Raw genomic sequence first — 16,334 nt, forward strand, 5'->3', positions numbered from 1 at the left:
CGTAATATTTAACGAATACTTCGCTTCACGGGAGAAATTCTGAATTTCCGCTTAATTCGCGGGCGCAGCAGTGGTATAGGGTTTGCAAACGCCAAGTGCAGGATAAGGGAGCGGCTTTGCCGCAGACGCCGTGGGGGCTCTGCCAAAGTTCGATCCTGTACTCGGCCCGTAGACTAGTAGGGGATGTTTCATGGAATTCCGGATTGGCGATCAGACGAGCGGTCTGGACGACAGCGCGTATGAGAATGACGATATCGAAGGCTCGCCGAATGGCGGGGATTACAGCCCGAAGCGTATCTTCGATGTTGTGGTCGCTTCGATGGCGCTTGTCTTCGTGGCGCCGCTGCTCCTGATCGTTGCGCTGGCGATCCGCCTGCAGGACGGCGAAAAGGCCCTCTACTCGCAGCCGCGCTGGGGCTTCAACGGTGAAACGTTCCAGTGCTTCAAGCTGCGCTCGATGGTGCCGAATGCGGCCGAGAAGCTGCAGGCCGTGCTCGACTCCGATCCGGAAGCGAAGCGCGAGTGGGACCTGACCCAGAAGCTGACCAACGATCCGCGCATCACGCCGCTCGGCAAGTTCATCCGCGCCACCTCGATCGACGAGCTGCCGCAACTGCTGAACATCATCCGCGGTGACATGTCGATTGTCGGCCCGCGCCCGATCCCGCTGTACGAGCGCTCCAAGTATGGCGAAGACTTCGTGCATTACTGCAGCGTGCGCCCCGGCCTGACCGGCCTGTGGCAGATCAGCGGCCGCAGCAACACGACCTATTCCGAGCGGATCGAACTTGACAAGAAATACGTCCAGTCGCGCACCTTCTGGGGAGATATCGGCATCATGCTGAAAACCGTCCCGGCAGTGCTGTTCTCGGTCGGCGCCAAGTAAGGCCCGCACGGCAGACCATGAAAATGTCCGGGATCGCGCGCTGAGGCGATGATCCCCCGAACCAGGATGGCAACATGACCGGTTCAGGACACATCAGTGCGTTTTCAGCCCGGCGGGCGGCGCTGTTTGCGCTGCTCTCCGGTGCTTTTCTGGCCTGCCTCGCGCTGCTGGTGTCGCCGCCGCCCGTGCCGGAGATGAAATCCTCCGCTATCCCGCCGCCGCTGCGGGCGGACCGGCAGGTGGAGCCCTCCTTCGTGCACCATTTCGGCCGCAAGCATGACGAGGCGACCTGGTTCAAATCCGACTTCTACTACCCCAATTCAGGCCATCCCGCCTGGCAGGCGGACCTTATCCACTTCAAGAAGAACCGGGTGGAGCTGGAGGTGCGCCGGCGCAAGGTGGCCTACAAGAACATTGCCGGAGCGGAATACCAAAGGCGGGGTTTCTACCATTACGGGCGGTATGAGGTGGTGATGCGTGCTGCGCCCGGTTCCGGCACAGTGTCTGCAATGTTCACGCACACACACGGCCAGTTCGGCGATCCGCATGATGAAATCGATATCGAGTTTCTGGGCAAGGACCTCACAAAGATGCACGCGAACTACTTCACCAACGGGCGTGAGCACGGCGGAATCTACATTCCGCTGGGTTTCGATGCGAGCAAGGAAGTGCATCTTTACGCGTTCGAATGGGAACCGGGCGCGATCCGCTGGTATGTCGATGACCGGCTGGTGCACACGGCAACGCCCGCCGACATGGCCATCCCGCAGGCGCCCGGCCGGCTCATGGTTCACCTCTGGAGCGGTACGCGTGACCAGTTCAACTGGCACGGCGAGCCGACTTTCCGGAACGGCGCGCGGGCGCGCTTCTATTGTCTCAGCTATCAGGCTGCCGGCGATGACACCGAGCAATGTTCTGACAGCTACACTCCCCGGAAATACCGCAGGTAGGCAGACCTCTGGCAGCTGTGCCTCTTGCCTTTTCCCGGCGCCGCGCCCAACAGCGAACCGATGACAGAGCCGCGTTCAGATACTCCGGCCCCGGACCAAAATCCGGAAGGCAGCGAAAAGCGTCTGGCGCGCGCCTTCGGCTCGGCCATGATCTGGAACGTGGCGAACAATATCGCCACCAATGGCATCACCCTGGCCGTGTTCATCTTCCTTACCTACAAGCTGAATGCGACGGTCTTCGGCATCTTCGCGCTCGGCGTCATCATCGTAGATTTCTTCAACCTCCAGGCCCGCTCCGCCTGTATCGACGCGACCGTGCAGCGCCGGCTGTATTCGCGCCTCGAGATGGATTCGATTTTCTGGGCCATGATGGCGGTGACATTGGTGGTGATTGTCATCTGCGCCTTCTTCGGCAGCTGGCTGGCATCGGCCAACAATGAGCCGAGTCTGTCCCTGATCATGCCGGTTCTGGCGCTCACGTTGCTGCCCATTCCGCTGTCCGTTCCGCCGAATGCGATGATGCTGCGGGACTTCGACTTCCGCGGCGGCGCCATCCGCGGCATCGTCGGCGCACTCGCCGGCGGCGCGGCAGCGCTGATCACCGTGTTCAGCCCCTTCCCCGAATGGGCACTGGTAGCGCAGCGCGGCACGCAGGTGACCGTTCAGTCGCTCATCCTGGCCCTGCGCGTACGCTGGTGGCCGGGCCTGCAGTTTTCCCTGCCGATTGCCGCGGGCTTCCTCAAGGATGCCGGGCGCATCTTCGCCGCCCAGTCGATCAGCTCCTTCCACCTGCGCTCCATCGATCTGATCGTGGCCTTCAGCTTCGGCGCCGCAGCCGTTGGCCTGATGCGGATTGCGAGCCGGTTCGTCGATATCCTGAACGGCACTTTTATTGCGCCGATCAGTTCGCTCTGGGTCGTGCTGCTGTCCGAGAAGAACCAGGCGGCGGGAAACCGCGATCTGATCTACCGCCGCCTGTCGCAGATGTCGGCGCTGTTCGCCATGCCGATCTTCGGCGGACTGGCACTGGTGGCGCACGACCTGATCGCCGTGGCCCTGAGTGATGAATACGCGCAGTCTGGCGGCATTCTGGCCATCCTCTGTCTGGCTGGGCTGTTCTCGCCGCTGACCTATTTCCGCAATGCGGCGATGATCGCGGTGAAGCGGTTCAACCTGCTGATTGCCTACTGCCTGTTTGATTTCGTGCTGATCAGCGTGCTGGCGAACTTGCTGGCCAAGTATTCCCTCGAAGCGGTGATCTTCTCCCTGGTCCTGCTGGAAGCGATCCGTATGCTGCTGACCGTGCCGGTGCTGCTGCGCGACATGGGCACAAAGCTGAGCGGTCTGATCCTCGCTGTGCTGCCGGCCTATATCGCAACGGCCGTGATGGGCGGTGCGGTGTGGTTGGTCGACATCCAGATGGCTGGATGGGAACCGCTGATGCGGCTGCTGATCAAGATCGCTGTCGGAGGCTTCGCCTATGCCGGCTACCTGCTGATCTTCCATCGCGACTGGTCGATGACCGCGATCGCCATGCTGAAGCCTTCCGGCCAGAAGGCCGGTGCTGCGGAGACGGCGGAAGCAGTCGCTTAGGCGCGGCGGCGCGTATCGCCTGCGCCTTCGGATTTCATGCTGAGCGCGATGCGCTTGCGGGCCGCGTCAACTTCCTTCACGCGCACACGCACCACCTGCCCGGCCTTAACGACCGTATGCGGATCTTTGACAAATGTGTCGGACAGTTCGGAAATGTGGACGAGTCCGTCCTGGTGGACGCCGATGTCAACGAAGGCGCCGAAAGCGGTGACGTTGGTGACAACGCCTTCGAGCGTCATGCCGGGCTTCAGGTCTGCGAGCGTCGAGACGCCGTCCTTGAAGCGGGCGGTCTTGAATTCCGGGCGCGGGTCGCGGCCGGGCTTTTCGAGTTCCTTGAGAATATCGCGCACGGTCGGCTCGCCGAAATTCACGGTGGCAAAATCGCGCGGTTTAAGTTTTGACAGGAAGGCCTTGTCGCCGATAAGGCTTTTCAGCTCACGGCCGGTTTTCTCCGAGATCGTCTCGACGACTTCATAGGCTTCCGGATGGACGCCGGAGGCATCGAGCGGGTTCTTCGCATCGCGGATGCGCAGGAAGCCGGCAGACTGTTCGAACGCTTTCGGGCCCATGCGGGGCACCTTCTTCAGCGCCGCGCGGGATTTGAACGGGCCATTCTCATCCCGGAAGGCGACGATGTTCGAGGCGAGCGTTTCGTTGAGCCCGGAGACGCGCGCCAGCAGCGGCGCAGAGGCGGTGTTCACATCGACGCCGACCGCGTTCACGCAGTCTTCGACCACAGCGGTGAGCGAATTCGACAGGGCCGACTGATCGACATCGTGCTGGTACTGGCCGACACCAATGGCTTTCGGCTCGATCTTCACAAGTTCCGCGAGCGGGTCCTGCAGGCGCCGGGCGATGGACACCGCGCCGCGCAGCGAGACATCGAGTTTGGGAAACTCTTTCGCAGCGAGTTCAGAGGCCGAGTAGACCGAGGCGCCGGCTTCGGACACCATCACGCGGGTGAGGCCGAGGTCGGGCATTTTCGCTTCGAGTTCGGCGACGAGCTTGTCTGTCTCGCGGCTGGCCGTGCCGTTGCCGACGCTGACGAGCTGGACCTTGTGTTTCTTGGCGAGTTTCGCGAGCTCGACGAGCGCGCCGGCCCAGTCGCGTTTCGGTTCGTGCGGATAGATGGTGGTGGTTTCGAGCAGCTTGCCGGTGGCGTCGACGACCGCGACCTTGCAGCCCGTGCGGATGCCGGGGTCGATGCCCATCACCGTTTTCGGGCCGGCGGGGGCGGCGAGGAGAAGGTCCTTCACGTTGGTGGAGAACACCTTGATCGCCTCGGCATCGGCGCGCTCCTTGACGCGGGCGAAGAGGTCGTTCGTGCACGCCGGAGCGAGGCGCGTCTTCCAGGCGGCTTCAGCCGTGGCGGCGAGCCAGTCATCGGCAGGCCGGCCCTTGTGGGCGATGCCGGCCTTCTGCATGACGGTTGTCACCGCCGGATGCGGGCGCCCCTCCGTATGCGGAATATCCAGGCTGACCTTCAGCACGCCTTCCTTCTCGCCGCGCAGCAAGGCCAGCAGACGGTGCGAAGGCAGGCCTTCGATGGGCTGGTCGAAATCGAAATAGTCGGAGAACTTTGCGCCCTCCTCCGCCTTGCCCTTGACGACGCCGGAGCGGACCTTGCCTTCCTTCCACATCTTCTCGCGCACCGCGCCGACGATTTCCGGCGTTTCGGAAATCTGCTCGATGAGGATGTGGCGCGCGCCTTCGAGCGCCTCTTGGGCAGAGCCGACGCCCTTGGTTTTGGAGACGAACTTCTTCGCGATCTCGGCCGGGGTCAGCGCCGGATTGGCGAGAAGCTGTTCGGCGAGTCGGGCGAGGCCGGCTTCGCGGGCGATGGTCGCCTTGGTGCGCCGCTTCGGCTTGAACGGGGCGTAGAGATCTTCGAGCGCAACCTTCGTTTCGGCGGCCATGATCTGCTTTTCCAGGGCGGGGGTGAGCTTGCCTTGCTCCCGAATGGATTTCAGCACCGTGTCGCGCCGGGCGTTCAGGTCCGTCAGGTAGGTGAGGCGCTGGGCGAGGTGGCGCAGCTGGGTGTCATCGAGGCCGCCGGTGCGTTCCTTCCGGTAGCGCGCGATGAAGGGCACGGTGGCGCCCTCCCCGATCAGCTCGATGGCCGCCGCGACCTGCTGGTCCCCGACGCTGATTTCGCGGGCGATGATGCGGGCAATCGAAGCGGAAACGGCGGCTGACATGCGCGGAAAGTCCTCTGGAAACACAGCTGAACCGGGCATGGGCCCGGCGCGGCATCATGTGAGGCCGCATGGTTTACCAATGGTTTCCAGACCGGCGGCTTACTGCCCGGGAACGGGTGAAACCAGATAGGTGGAGACAGTCGCGCCGACCGCCTCGGCCGCAGCGGCGGCGCGGCTTTCCTCGGCGAGGCGGGCCTGGCGGGCGGCTTCGCTTTCCTGGCCGACAAGTTCCGGGGCGGCGGTGAGCACGGCCGCAGCCGTGGCGCGGCGGTCTTCTTCGGATTTGTCGCCCGGCTGGGTCAGGAAGGCGGCCATTTCGCAGTCGCCCGCCGGCAGCCGGCCCTGGGCTTCGAGACTGGTCACGATGGCGCGCTGTTCGGCGCTTAGAATGCAAGGGGTGCGGCTGGCGGAGGACGCCATCGCGGAGAGGCCGGTTTCGTCGGAAGCAGGCGTGAGCGAGGGGTCGATCTGGTCGACGCGGCCTCGGGTGTCCGGTTTTGCCGGGGTGATCTGATCGAAGGCGGCGCTGCTGCGCTCGGCCAGGGTGGCGCCGGAGGAGAGCTGCTTGATGGCGGCGGACCTGTCCGGTTCGGCGCCGGATGGCAGGCAGACGATCAGGGCGGCAAGCGCGGCACCGGCGGAGAGGGGAAGCCGGAACGGGAGCATGTCAGGGTCCTGTCTGGGTGATCGAAATCTGCGCCCCGCCATATTGCGCGACCGAGAGGCTGAGGCCATCCCCATATTGCTGGTGAAGCAGGATGTTGCCGCTGCCGGTCTGGCTGACTTGGGAGAGGTTGCCGGTGCCGTCCTGCAGGATGCCGGCGAGATTGCCGCAATTGCACTGGCTGAGCTCGACCGCATTGTCGGTGCCGGACTGGGAGATGAGGGCGAGGGCGCCCTGCCCGTAGCCGGACTGGGTGATGCTGGCGGCGTTGCCGCTGCCTTGCTGGAGGATCACAGACGCGCTGGCGGGGCCTGCGGAGCCGGCTTTCGGCGGCACGAGGCCCGCAAACAGATCGCTGCCTTCGAGCGGCGGCGAGAGGTCAAGGCCGCCGGTCAGGCCGCCTTCACCGGAGGATTGTGCGCCGGCTGTTCCTGCAAGGATGAGGGCGGCCACGAAGGCCGCCCCTTTCTTGCCGAAGCGAACGGGCTTCACGCTTCACCTATTGCGAAACGTTGGCCAGGTGGCCGGTTCCGGTCTGCATGATGCCCGACAGAGCGTAGCTGCCCGCCTGGTTCACGAAGGCGCGGTTGTTGCCGCCATCCTGCAGGATGTCGGAATAGATCGACGTGGCGCTTGCGCCAGTGCCGGTCTGGATGACATCGGCAAGGTTGCCGCCACCCCCGAAAACGCTGTCGAGTTGCTCAATGTCAGCAGAGGCAAAGTTACCCCCCTGGCTGACGAAGGCCGTGCTGCCGACATCGCTGGAGTGCTGCATCACGTCGACATTGTTCAGCGAACTGCCGGAAGAGCTGAAGACGCGGACAGAGCCGCCCGTCGATTCCTGACGGACATTCACAATGTTGAAGCTGCCATCCATGGAGACGTCGATCAGGCCATTGGCGCCGTCTTCGAACACCGTGGCCGTGTGGCCGATGCCGATCTGGCTAACCTTGATGATGGCATTGACGCCTTCATTGTCGACCGTGACGTTGCCGCGGCTCATGTCCGGAGACACGCCGGGACCCGCTGCGAAGGTACCCTGGCGCACATCCACATTGCCATTGGCGCCGCGCTGGCGGACGATGGCCGAGTTCAAGGTGCCGTTCTGTTTGACGTTCGCAACCGGCAGCGAGGAGGTATTGAACTGACGGATGTTGGCCGTCAGCCGGTCACCGCGCTGATCAATGTGCGCCACGGCATCCGGCGAATTCTGGCGGATGATCGCGGTGTTCACACGGGTGACACCATAGTCATGGATCTGATCGATCGAGGCGATACCGCGCGCGCGGGTCTGTTCGATCAGCGCGTCGTTGGCAAAGCCAGAAGTCATCGGGCTGGTGGCTGATGTCTGCGTGACACGGGCATCGTTGCGGTTGCCGGTCTGCGTGATATTGGCCACGCCCTGGCCGTTGATGACACCGCCGACTGCCTGATCGATGGTCGCAAAGTTGTTGTTGCCGGTCTGCGTGATCTGCGCCGAGTTATCACCCGTTGTGGACGGGAAGCCCTGAGCATGCGCCGAGGCCATCCCGAGGACTGACAGCGAAGCGGCTGCGATAAGAAACTTCTTCATGATACGCGTCCTTTCTTCTCTGTACGGATTACTGGTTGATCGAGGCGAAGTTGTTTGCACCTACCTGTGTGATGACACCGACGGCATCCAGCGAAAGCTGGGTGATGAAGGCCTGGTTGCCGTTGCCGCCCGACTGGTTGACTTCGGCATAGGCGCCGGCCGTGGTCTGATCGATGTCGATCAGGCCGGAATTGCCGGTCTGGTTTACAACCGCCGTGTTTTCGGCGCCCGACTGGGTCACGAACAGGTCGTTGCTGAGGCCGCTCTGGATGAGGGTCGAGAGGTTCAGCGAGCCTGCCTGGGCGAGCGTGATGTCGTTGCCCGTGCCCGACTGGGTGACCGTCGAGGTGTTGGCGCCGACGGTCTGCGTGATGCGGGTCGTGTTGGACGATCCGGACTGGATGGTGCCTGCCTCGTTGCCGATGCCGGTCTGCGAGACTTCCAGCAGGTTGTTCGTGCCGCCCTGCGAACCGGTCGCTTCGTTACCCGTCCCCGTCTGTTCGAAGGAAGCGAGCGAGGTGTTGGCGGTCTGGCTGAACAGGACGCTGTTCAGGGAGCCGTCCTGCGTCGCTGCAAGCGTCGAGCCTGCACCGCTCTGGGTGAAGTCTGCGGCGTTGCCGAGGCCGGTGCCGATCTGCTCGATCGTGATGAACGAACCCGAGCCGAGCTGGCTTGCATAGGCAATGTTGTTCTGGCCGATCTGGTCGATAGACACATTATTGTCCGAACCACCCTGATTGACAGTGGCGAGCTGGCTGCTGCCAGCCTGCATGATGGTGGCCGTGCCGTTGACGCCGTTCTGGTCAACATTGGCGATGCTGTTGTCAGAGTTTCCGCCCGTATAGCCCTGGTCAACCGTCACGGAACCGTTGGTGCCGGACTGTTCGACGTTCGACACGTTGCCGGCGCCAACCTGCTTGACGGTGGCGGATTCGGAACCTGTCGCGAACTGTTCGATCACGGACGTGTTGCCGACACCCTGCTGGTAGAGCTGAGCGGCGGCGTCGCTGCCGGTCTGCGAGATCACCGAGGAGTTCTGGGTCGCGGCGCCAGCGCCGGTGTTGAACTGGTCGACGTCGGCGTCGTTATCGGTGCCGTTCTGCGTGATCGTGCTGGCGTTCCGGGCGGTGCCGCCGGAGAGGGCCGTGTCGGACTGATCCACAGTGGCGTAGTTGAGGTTACCCGACTGAGTGATGGTGGAGCTGCCGGCGTTGCCGCTGGTCTGGTCCACGATGGCCGTATGGTTCGTGTCGTTCTGATTCACGTTGGACGAGTTGGCGAAAGCCGGACTCGCCAGAACGAGAGCGATTGCCGCCCCTGTCATAAGTTTCATGCGCATGTTTACTTCTCCCGTACTGCGTCCCGGCTCGCCTACCCGACGAGCCCCCTGGCCTATACCCAACCCCGTTTGTCCCCTGGGGCCGGCATGATCAGCGCACCCTGCGCCGTCCACTTATTGGCGCGTATGACCGCTGGCACTCGCCAGCGACACAACGCGCTGCATCTCGTATTCGCTCAACGATGTGGGTTGATACGCCTTGCGCGCAACCTGATTCCCCTCGTGAGATACGGGCAAAGACGCCCGCACAATCGGCAGGTCTGCCGGTTTAACCATCGCGGCCGAGGCAATCTGCACAGGCTCAGGCTCGGTCTCTTCCGCCGGAACGGTGTCTGCCGCCGCACCGCGCTTCTGCGACGTCGCGCGGCGCGGCGCCGGCTTGGCGCGGGCACCCTTGGAAAGGGCCGCCGTCTTCTGCACCTGAGGTGCAGGCTCGTCCTGCGCGAAGGTGACAGATTTCTCCGGAATGATGCCGTCCCGCTCTGCGAGGTATTGTTCCATTAGGGCAGCGCCGACCACCTGATCCTGGAACTCCCAGATGCCGAGAGCGGCGCCTTCCATGATCAGAAGCTCAACCGCTTTTTCCGTAGCCTGACGAAGCGCCAGCAGATCCGGCTCGTTCGTGGTGATGCCGGTGTCGACTTCGAGGAGTTCCTTGAAGCTGACAAAGCGGAACGCATTTGCTGCGACGCCGATGGAGGCGATTTTCTTGGAGGCGACAACCGAGGTGATCACCTCGCCCGACTTCACGCTGACGGCGCGCAGATAGACTGTCACCTTGTCTTCGCGGTAATCCGTCTTGGCTCCGATGCCGAGGAAGCGCGCGCCGGCACCGCCCGTCAGCGTGTTGGTGTCGTAACCAATGACGCCGCCTTCGAGGATGATCCCGGCAAACAGGAGGGGCGGAAGCGCGGCCTGGTTCAACTCTTCCTCACCGAGATACTGCTTGCGCATCTCGCGGATAATCTGTCGTTCTTTCAGGAGGTTATCGAGGTTTTCACGCTCGATGACCGTAAACCAGCTGCGGTCACCGGCATCCTGCAGTGCTTTGAGGAGCACCGAGGTTGAACCCTGTGTGACCGCGCGTGACAGCGTTTGTACGCCCTCGGAGGGTTTGAACTGTCCCGTCTGGTCTTCGAATGAGTACACCGCAACGGCGGCGCGCTCAGTCGGCGGCGGAAGCATGCGCAGACGCGATTGGGTATCGGTGCGGACTTCGGATACGGCGGGCTGTTCGATCAGGCCCGAATACTTTTCCTGCGTCGTCGCGCAGGCGGCCATAACGGGCAGCAGTGCTGCGCCAATGAGAAGGCGGCGAACGGAGGCGAACATATCAGAAGCCTCCCGGTGTTAGATCGCCTTCGCCGGTGATCGATCCGAGACCGCTGAGCGGATCTGCCATGCCACTTGTGGACAGATCGCCCGACGCCCCCAGCAGGCCAAGGATCTGGCCATTGGTACCTGCAGTCGTCTGACCGAGGAGCGGGATCGAGATTTCTGTGACGGCGCCGGTCGTGTTGTCGGTGATCGTCAGGGAGACGGAGTCCAGCAGGCGGACGAAGGTGATGACCTGATCGCCGAAGGTGATGGTGCCGGATTCCTGCGGATTGTCGCCGAAAATGGCATCGTTGACCTGCGCCGCCAGCGAGGAGAGCAGACGGCTCTGCAGCTGACGGAGGAACTGGTCAATCTGCGAATTGCCGGTCGTCGGACTGTTCGGGTCCTTGTAGTCATTCTGCGCGTTGGCAATGCCAAGCAGGTGCGCCGAATTGAAACTGTCGCCGCCAAAAGACGGGTTGACCGGCTTGTAGATCAGCTCCTGGGCGCTTGCCGCAAGGCCAGCCGAAGCGAAAGCAGCGGCAATGAATGCCGCGCGCGAAATACGGGTTAGTCCCACCATATGTGCGTCCTCGTCTTGGAGGACACCAGCTTGCGCTATTACTGCACTGACTGATGCGTCCCCACACATCTATATGCAAGTTAAACGCCAACTCAGTATTAGGGTCAACGCTCGATTACCTGAACTCGTGAAATTTAACCCTAATTCTTCAAGTAATCGTCTGAAACTGCGCCAAGTGGGTGTTCAGCGCGGGCCGGGCTCTACCCAGACGCCGGATGTGGCCAGGGTTGCCTTCGCCGGATCATACCGGACGATTTCAGCGCCGCGCGAACCGACGTGCCGGTTCGGGCCGAAAGTCAGCGCCGGGGTCATCGCGCCCTTGAAGTCGCGAACGCTTTCCAGGCGCTCGACAAACCCCGCGCGCGAGACATCGCGGCCGGTCCGCATCAGGCTTTCCACCATCACGGCGGCGGCGGAATAGGCATCGGCTTCGGCAAGGATGGCGGACTTGTCGCCGCCGGCTTTCGCTCGCGTCCTGGCAAAGGCGGCCTGCGCGTTGGAGTCAATGCGCCCCAGCGGGGTTGCGATCGCGATATAGGTTTCCGGTGGCAGCGCTGTGCGGCTGGCCGGGGCGAGCGAAGCGAAAACGGATTGGGTCATCAGCACGCGGCGGGCCGGCTTTGCGTTAACCAGACAAGCCGCCGACGCGAGGAGAACGGTATCACCTTTCTTTGCGGCGCAGGCATCGCGCAGGCTGACCACTTCAAATTGCTCCACAGCGAACCGGCGGAGCGCGGCCGTCTGGTCAGCTTCGCCGGCGGTGAGCGCAAAAGAGGCTGACGAAGAAACTTCAGCCGGAATCACAGAGACGACCGGAATACTCGGATCAAGCCCGCCGGGCGGGGCGCCCTGCGGTGCGAGCAGCGCAAAATGCGTCGAGGCCGCAGAGACGGCCGACGCGGGCGCCATACCTTCGAATATCAGCTTGCGCCCGTGCAGGCCGCCGATGGCATTGATATCGGCTGCAAGGGCATCGAGCACTTTTAACTGCGTGCGCGTTGCCGGGTGACGAGGGTCTGTGATGACACCGACCGTGATCGACGTTTCCGTGATGCCCGGATCGGAAACTTCATCGACCACCGCCAGGAAAGCCCAGAGATCGGCGATTTGCTTGTCGGTCAGATTGAAGCGCGGCATCGCCTCCGACAGATCGTTCCCGCCTGCATCCTTGCCGGTTCGCACGGCGTTGCGGAAGGAGGCCAGCGTGTAGGGCGGGCGTTTGCGGCCTGTGGCTTCTTTCACAGTGTACGGACGGGTCAGCGCATCGCGCGTTATCTGGCTGGGCTGGACGCCGCGCTCGGCCTTGCCGAGGCCCGTACGGCCATGACAGGACGCGCACGGGAAGGAGTTTGCGGGCAGCTTCGTTGTCAGCTCACCGATGCGCGCGGTTGCGCCATCGAGGGCAGAGCCCTTCTCGCCGAAATAGGCCGCGCGGCCGCGTGATTCCGCAGAGGACAGGTCGGCGCTTGCCTGCAGCCCGCCGAGGAGCGCAAACGCCAGGACGGCCACACCTGCCTTATGGCTTGTCGTAAACACCGTCCGCGATATCCTTGACCTGCTCGGCGATCACCACGTCGCTCAGATGTGCCGGGATCTTGCGCCAGCGGGCTGACTTGGTGTTCCCGACAAGGAAAGCCGTCAGATGCGCTTCCTTCTCGAACACCTGCCCCATCTTGCTGCTGACGGTTTCGATATTCTTCGGCGAGCCGGTCAGGAACAGCCAGCCATTACCGGCCTTGTACTGCTTGCGATAGTCGGCCAGCACCCGCGACGTGTCGACCTTCGGATCAACCGTGATCGACACGATGAAGATATCCTTGCCGATCCGGTCTTTCAGGCGTTCCTGGATGCGCTGCAGGTTGGCGTTGATCAGTGGGCACGCATCAACACAGCTCGTGAACATGAAGCTGATGATCACCGTGCGACCGTCGAGAACGTCGGAATAGAACTTCAGCTTCTCGCCCGTATGACTGGTCAACTCCGTATCGGTGAAATATTCGCGGGCTTTTTCCTGGCTATCCGTTGCCTTGACGTTGCGCGTTTCCACCTTGTCGCCCGGCTTGTGCGACAGGCCATGCGCCGATGCCGGAAAAGCAAACAGCGCCGCAAACAGCAGCGCCAGGATGGGCTTTGAAAAATTTGTGAACCGCATGCCTGTTGTCCCCGGACTAATGCGAGTGAAGGCTAGCGCCTTGCGCGCGGGCCGCAATCAGTTCGCGCACACGCGCCTCAACAAAATCCGGGTCCGGCATACCGTAGATGCGCGAAAAGCGGTTGGTAGCCGCGTCGCCGATCAGGATCATGGCCGTGTGGTTTTCCGGATTGGTGGAATAGGCATTCAGCCAGGTCAGCGCCTCGTCCATCACCGGCTTGTCGCCGGTCAGGAACGTCCAGTCCGCCTTGCGCGATGCGGCAAAGGCGGCGAGCCGTTCCGGCGTATCGACCGCAGAATCGACGCTCATGGAAATGAACACGAGATCGTCAGCAGGCACATCCTTCAGGCGGCCCCTGGCCTCCGTGAGCAGCGATGTCGTGACCGGGCAGATCGTCTGGCAGCTGGTGAAGATGAAGTCGACGACGACGACCCGCGAACCGATAACATCAGACTGCAGATGGCGCTCGGCACCTGTCTGGTCCTGCATGGCGGCGTCGCTGAACACGACCAGCGCCTGCTGTTCGGACCCGGCTGCAGGCGCGGAACTGAGCGCGGCATGTGCAGAGTGATCGTGGGACAAGCCGGTCTTGTCAGCCGCCTGGCCGCAAGAGGCCGCGAGGCCTGCAATTGCGGCAAGCGCGAGAAGGCGAATACCGGTCATCGCGCACCGCCCCCCGCTGCTGTCTCCTGCACAACCAGCGTGATGAAGGGCAGCTTCGCATAGTCGAGGCCGAGGGCAGGCACGGCCGGATAAACGTAGTAGGCCCCTGTCTCGTCCGGCGTGAAGCTGAATTCGAACTTGCCGTCCCCAAGCGCCTTGACGGTGTGCTCCTGACGATCCTGACCCGGCGCACGGAATGTCAGCACCCGGACATCCTTGCCCGTGTAGGGCGCGCCGCCGCGGGCCGTGTCATGCAGCGTGAACTGAACTTTCGCGGACTGGCCAAGCGGCACGAGGGCGCCGCTGCGCGAGTCAAAGGCAATGCGAAGCGGCAGTTCATCCCGCGCCAGCATCGGATTGACGGCCGCATCAAACTCGAAACATTCGATCATCTGCGGACTGTCCAGCGTGAGGATCAGCTGGAACTTGCCCTCAACCGGAATCTTGACCACGGATACATATTCGCCCGGTTCGGCTTCCTTGATCGTGCGGTCGGCCACCATTGCGGACACTGGCCGGTGGCCATAGCTGCCGAAACTGCCCATCGGCGCGTTCATGCCTTCCATGTAATAGAACACATTGGCATCGGCAGGGCTGACGACCAGCGTGGCGGCTTCGGTGACCGCCGGCGCAAACAGGTCCGCCGGAAGCAGCGTCGGCGAGTCTTTCGGCGCGCGCTCGCCGGCCTCGAACTCGTTGATGGTGATCGGCGCCTGCCCGCCAATGTCCGCAAGGCGGATCATCGACACTTTCGGGGTCTTCAGGCCACGGACATATCCGAAAGACCGCGAGAACACGATCTGGAACGGCTCTCCTTCAATATCGATCCGGTGAATCTGGCGATCCGTCGCCGTGTCGAACACGAAGACAGCGTTTTTAACCGGGTTGACGACAAAGCCATAGCGGCCATCCGGTGTGACGCGCATCGGGCCGAGGCCCGGCTCGAGCTCGATCGTGGCGCGCTGCTTGCCGGTTGCAGGGTCCAGCACCAGCACTTCGCCTGTCTCGCCATCGGCCACATAGGCGGCCTTCGACAGCGGCGACCAGGCCAGCGAAATCGGCGTGCCGCGGACCGGAAAGTCCATCGTTTTCTTCAGGTTTCTGACATTGATCAGGCTGACGGTGCGGTCGTCCCGGTTGCTGACCAGGGCATGGCGGTTATCCGGCGTCACCAAGAGCTCATGATGTCCGCGCCCGGTCTCTATATGCGCCTTGACGTTCATCTTTTCGGTATCGAGCACGGTCACGCCGGGCTTGGCGCCCGTGGTGCCGACCCAGGCATAGCGGCCATCCGCCTGCACCGTGATGCGGGTCGGGCGCTCGCCGACTTTAACCGTGTCGATCAGGCGGAAGGTGTCGAGGTCGACGAAACTCACGCCGTCAACGGCAGGCATGGCTACATAGACCTGTTTCTCATCCGCAGAGCGTGCCCAGTCTTCCGGCGGGCCCGGCAGGATGACCTGCGTCAGCAGCTTAGTGATTCCGCGCACGCCGATGATCGGGTCGATCACGGCTATGGTCGGGTCGGCGTTGAGCACGACGATGTAATAGCTGTTGAGATCGATCATCGGCCGGACGCCGACATAGCCGCTGAGATAGGTCGCCGCCGCAGACCGGCAGGCTTCCTTCTCCGGCGCATCGCCCGCGCGCAGCGGATCGATCCAGGCTGCCGGCAGCAGGCCCGTGACCGGTTTGCCGGTATTGGTGTCCGTGAATTTCAGGCTGATGCGGGCCATTTCGCCCGCCTTCAGGGGCTGGTCCGGTTCCATCACGGAAGTGATGGCAAAATCGACCTTCAGGCCATCGCGGGAGACAGAACTTCCGCGTACCGCGCCGCTGTCCGGGCGAAGCAGGAAGAAAGCGCCGAGCGCCGCAGCCGCGAGGATCAGCGCCGCCGGCAAAGCGGCCTTACGGACCCAATCTGATACGCGTTCAGCCTGCATGTTCCTCACCCGGCAGAAACTCAACCTGAGCCGGGTGAGCAATAAACATGCCCGCCCGGCTCATGCCAGATAACTCGGAGACCCGCTATTCCTCGACCCTGACAACGCCCCAGAGGCCGTTGAGGTTTCCGAAGGAGGCGACATCCCGGTAGAGATAGTCTCCCGGCACCGCCATCGCCCCCCCCGCCCGCGTCAGGATGTTCCAGCTGTTGCCGACCACGATATTGTCGGTCGTCGAGCGGACCCTGTGGGACCAGTGATTGGACATGACATCCGACGGGCCGTTAACCGAGTTGAACGGCTCCTCCCGCCAGTTATGGCCCAGGATGGTCAGCGTCGTGTTCCGGGCATAGCCGCTCGGAATCGCCACTCGGAACCGCATTTCCTGGCCAGGGCGGGCCTTGAAGACCGGGGTTTCCGGATCATTGCCGCCTGTCATGACGTTGGAATAGGCGCGGAAAGCGTTGTTGAT

15 protein-coding genes are annotated in these 16,334 nt (G+C 62.9%); 3 read left to right on the forward strand and 12 right to left on the reverse strand.

The genetic code is table 11. The features are described 5' to 3' along the window. Positions 1 to 190: 190 nt before the first annotated feature. The 3 genes from ACK4TE_RS04390 (at position 191) to ACK4TE_RS04400 (ending at position 3,429) form a co-directional block, all read left to right on the forward strand. Positions 191 to 886, forward strand: coding sequence for a sugar transferase (locus tag ACK4TE_RS04390; protein ID WP_409910266.1), 696 nt, complete (start codon positions 191 to 193; stop codon positions 884 to 886). Positions 887 to 960: 74 nt separating this feature from the next. After that, positions 961 to 1,836 (forward strand): family 16 glycosylhydrolase, encoded by an 876-nt coding sequence (locus ACK4TE_RS04395; RefSeq protein ID WP_409910267.1) that lies wholly within the window; start codon positions 961 to 963, stop codon positions 1,834 to 1,836. A 60-nt stretch (positions 1,837 to 1,896) separates the two neighbouring features. Further along, the gene (locus ACK4TE_RS04400) at positions 1,897 to 3,429 is read left to right on the forward strand and encodes an oligosaccharide flippase family protein (protein WP_409910268.1); all 1,533 of its coding nucleotides are present in this window, start codon (positions 1,897 to 1,899) and stop codon (positions 3,427 to 3,429) included. Here ACK4TE_RS04400 and ACK4TE_RS04405 read toward each other — a convergent pair. From ACK4TE_RS04405 to ACK4TE_RS04460, 12 genes are all read right to left on the reverse strand, one after another. Next, positions 3,426 to 5,627, reverse strand: a complete 2,202-nt coding sequence (locus ACK4TE_RS04405; protein WP_409910269.1) for a Tex family protein — start codon at positions 5,625 to 5,627, stop codon at positions 3,426 to 3,428. The genes ACK4TE_RS04400 and ACK4TE_RS04405 overlap by 4 nt on opposite strands. 99 nt (positions 5,628 to 5,726) lie before the next feature. Then, on the reverse strand, positions 5,727 to 6,293 hold the full coding sequence (locus ACK4TE_RS04410) for a hypothetical protein (RefSeq protein WP_409910270.1): 567 nt from the start codon (positions 6,291 to 6,293) through the stop codon (positions 5,727 to 5,729). Position 6,294: 1 nt separating this feature from the next. Then, entirely contained in the window at positions 6,295 to 6,783 is a 489-nt protein-coding gene (locus tag ACK4TE_RS04415; RefSeq protein WP_409910271.1) for a hypothetical protein, read from the reverse strand. A gap of 7 nt (positions 6,784 to 6,790) precedes the next feature. After that, the gene (locus ACK4TE_RS04420) at positions 6,791 to 7,864 is read right to left on the reverse strand and encodes a hypothetical protein (protein WP_409910272.1); all 1,074 of its coding nucleotides are present in this window, start codon (positions 7,862 to 7,864) and stop codon (positions 6,791 to 6,793) included. Between the two features lie 28 nt (positions 7,865 to 7,892). Continuing rightward, on the reverse strand, positions 7,893 to 9,203 hold the full coding sequence (locus ACK4TE_RS04425) for a beta strand repeat-containing protein (RefSeq protein ID WP_409910273.1): 1,311 nt from the start codon (positions 9,201 to 9,203) through the stop codon (positions 7,893 to 7,895). Positions 9,204 to 9,317: 114 nt separating this feature from the next. After that, positions 9,318 to 10,535, reverse strand: a complete 1,218-nt coding sequence (locus ACK4TE_RS04430; RefSeq protein ID WP_409910274.1) for a CsgG/HfaB family protein — start codon at positions 10,533 to 10,535, stop codon at positions 9,318 to 9,320. A gap of 1 nt (position 10,536) precedes the next feature. After that, entirely contained in the window at positions 10,537 to 11,103 is a 567-nt protein-coding gene (locus tag ACK4TE_RS04435) for a curli assembly protein CsgF (RefSeq protein WP_409910275.1), read from the reverse strand. Positions 11,104 to 11,286: 183 nt separating this feature from the next. Next, complete coding sequence (locus ACK4TE_RS04440) at positions 11,287 to 12,639, reverse strand: c-type cytochrome (RefSeq protein ID WP_409910276.1); 1,353 nt, start codon at positions 12,637 to 12,639, stop codon at positions 11,287 to 11,289. After that, positions 12,620 to 13,255, reverse strand: a complete 636-nt coding sequence (locus ACK4TE_RS04445; protein ID WP_409910277.1) for an SCO family protein — start codon at positions 13,253 to 13,255, stop codon at positions 12,620 to 12,622. Before ACK4TE_RS04445 ends, ACK4TE_RS04440 begins: the two co-directional genes overlap by 20 nt. Positions 13,256 to 13,271: 16 nt before the next feature. Then, entirely contained in the window at positions 13,272 to 13,919 is a 648-nt protein-coding gene (locus ACK4TE_RS04450; protein ID WP_409910278.1) for an SCO family protein, read from the reverse strand. Further along, positions 13,916 to 15,862 (reverse strand): cytochrome D1, encoded by a 1,947-nt coding sequence (locus tag ACK4TE_RS04455; RefSeq protein WP_409910279.1) that lies wholly within the window; start codon positions 15,860 to 15,862, stop codon positions 13,916 to 13,918. The genes ACK4TE_RS04450 and ACK4TE_RS04455 overlap by 4 nt, the downstream gene beginning before the upstream one ends. A gap of 85 nt (positions 15,863 to 15,947) precedes the next feature. Next, the coding region (locus tag ACK4TE_RS04460) for a hypothetical protein (protein WP_409910280.1) at positions 15,948 to 16,334 on the reverse strand (387 nt) is incomplete at its 5' end.

The sequence above is a fragment of the Hyphomonas sp. genome, from assembly GCF_046313975.1.
In the GTDB taxonomy this organism is placed as follows: Bacteria; Pseudomonadota; Alphaproteobacteria; order Caulobacterales; family Hyphomonadaceae; genus Hyphomonas.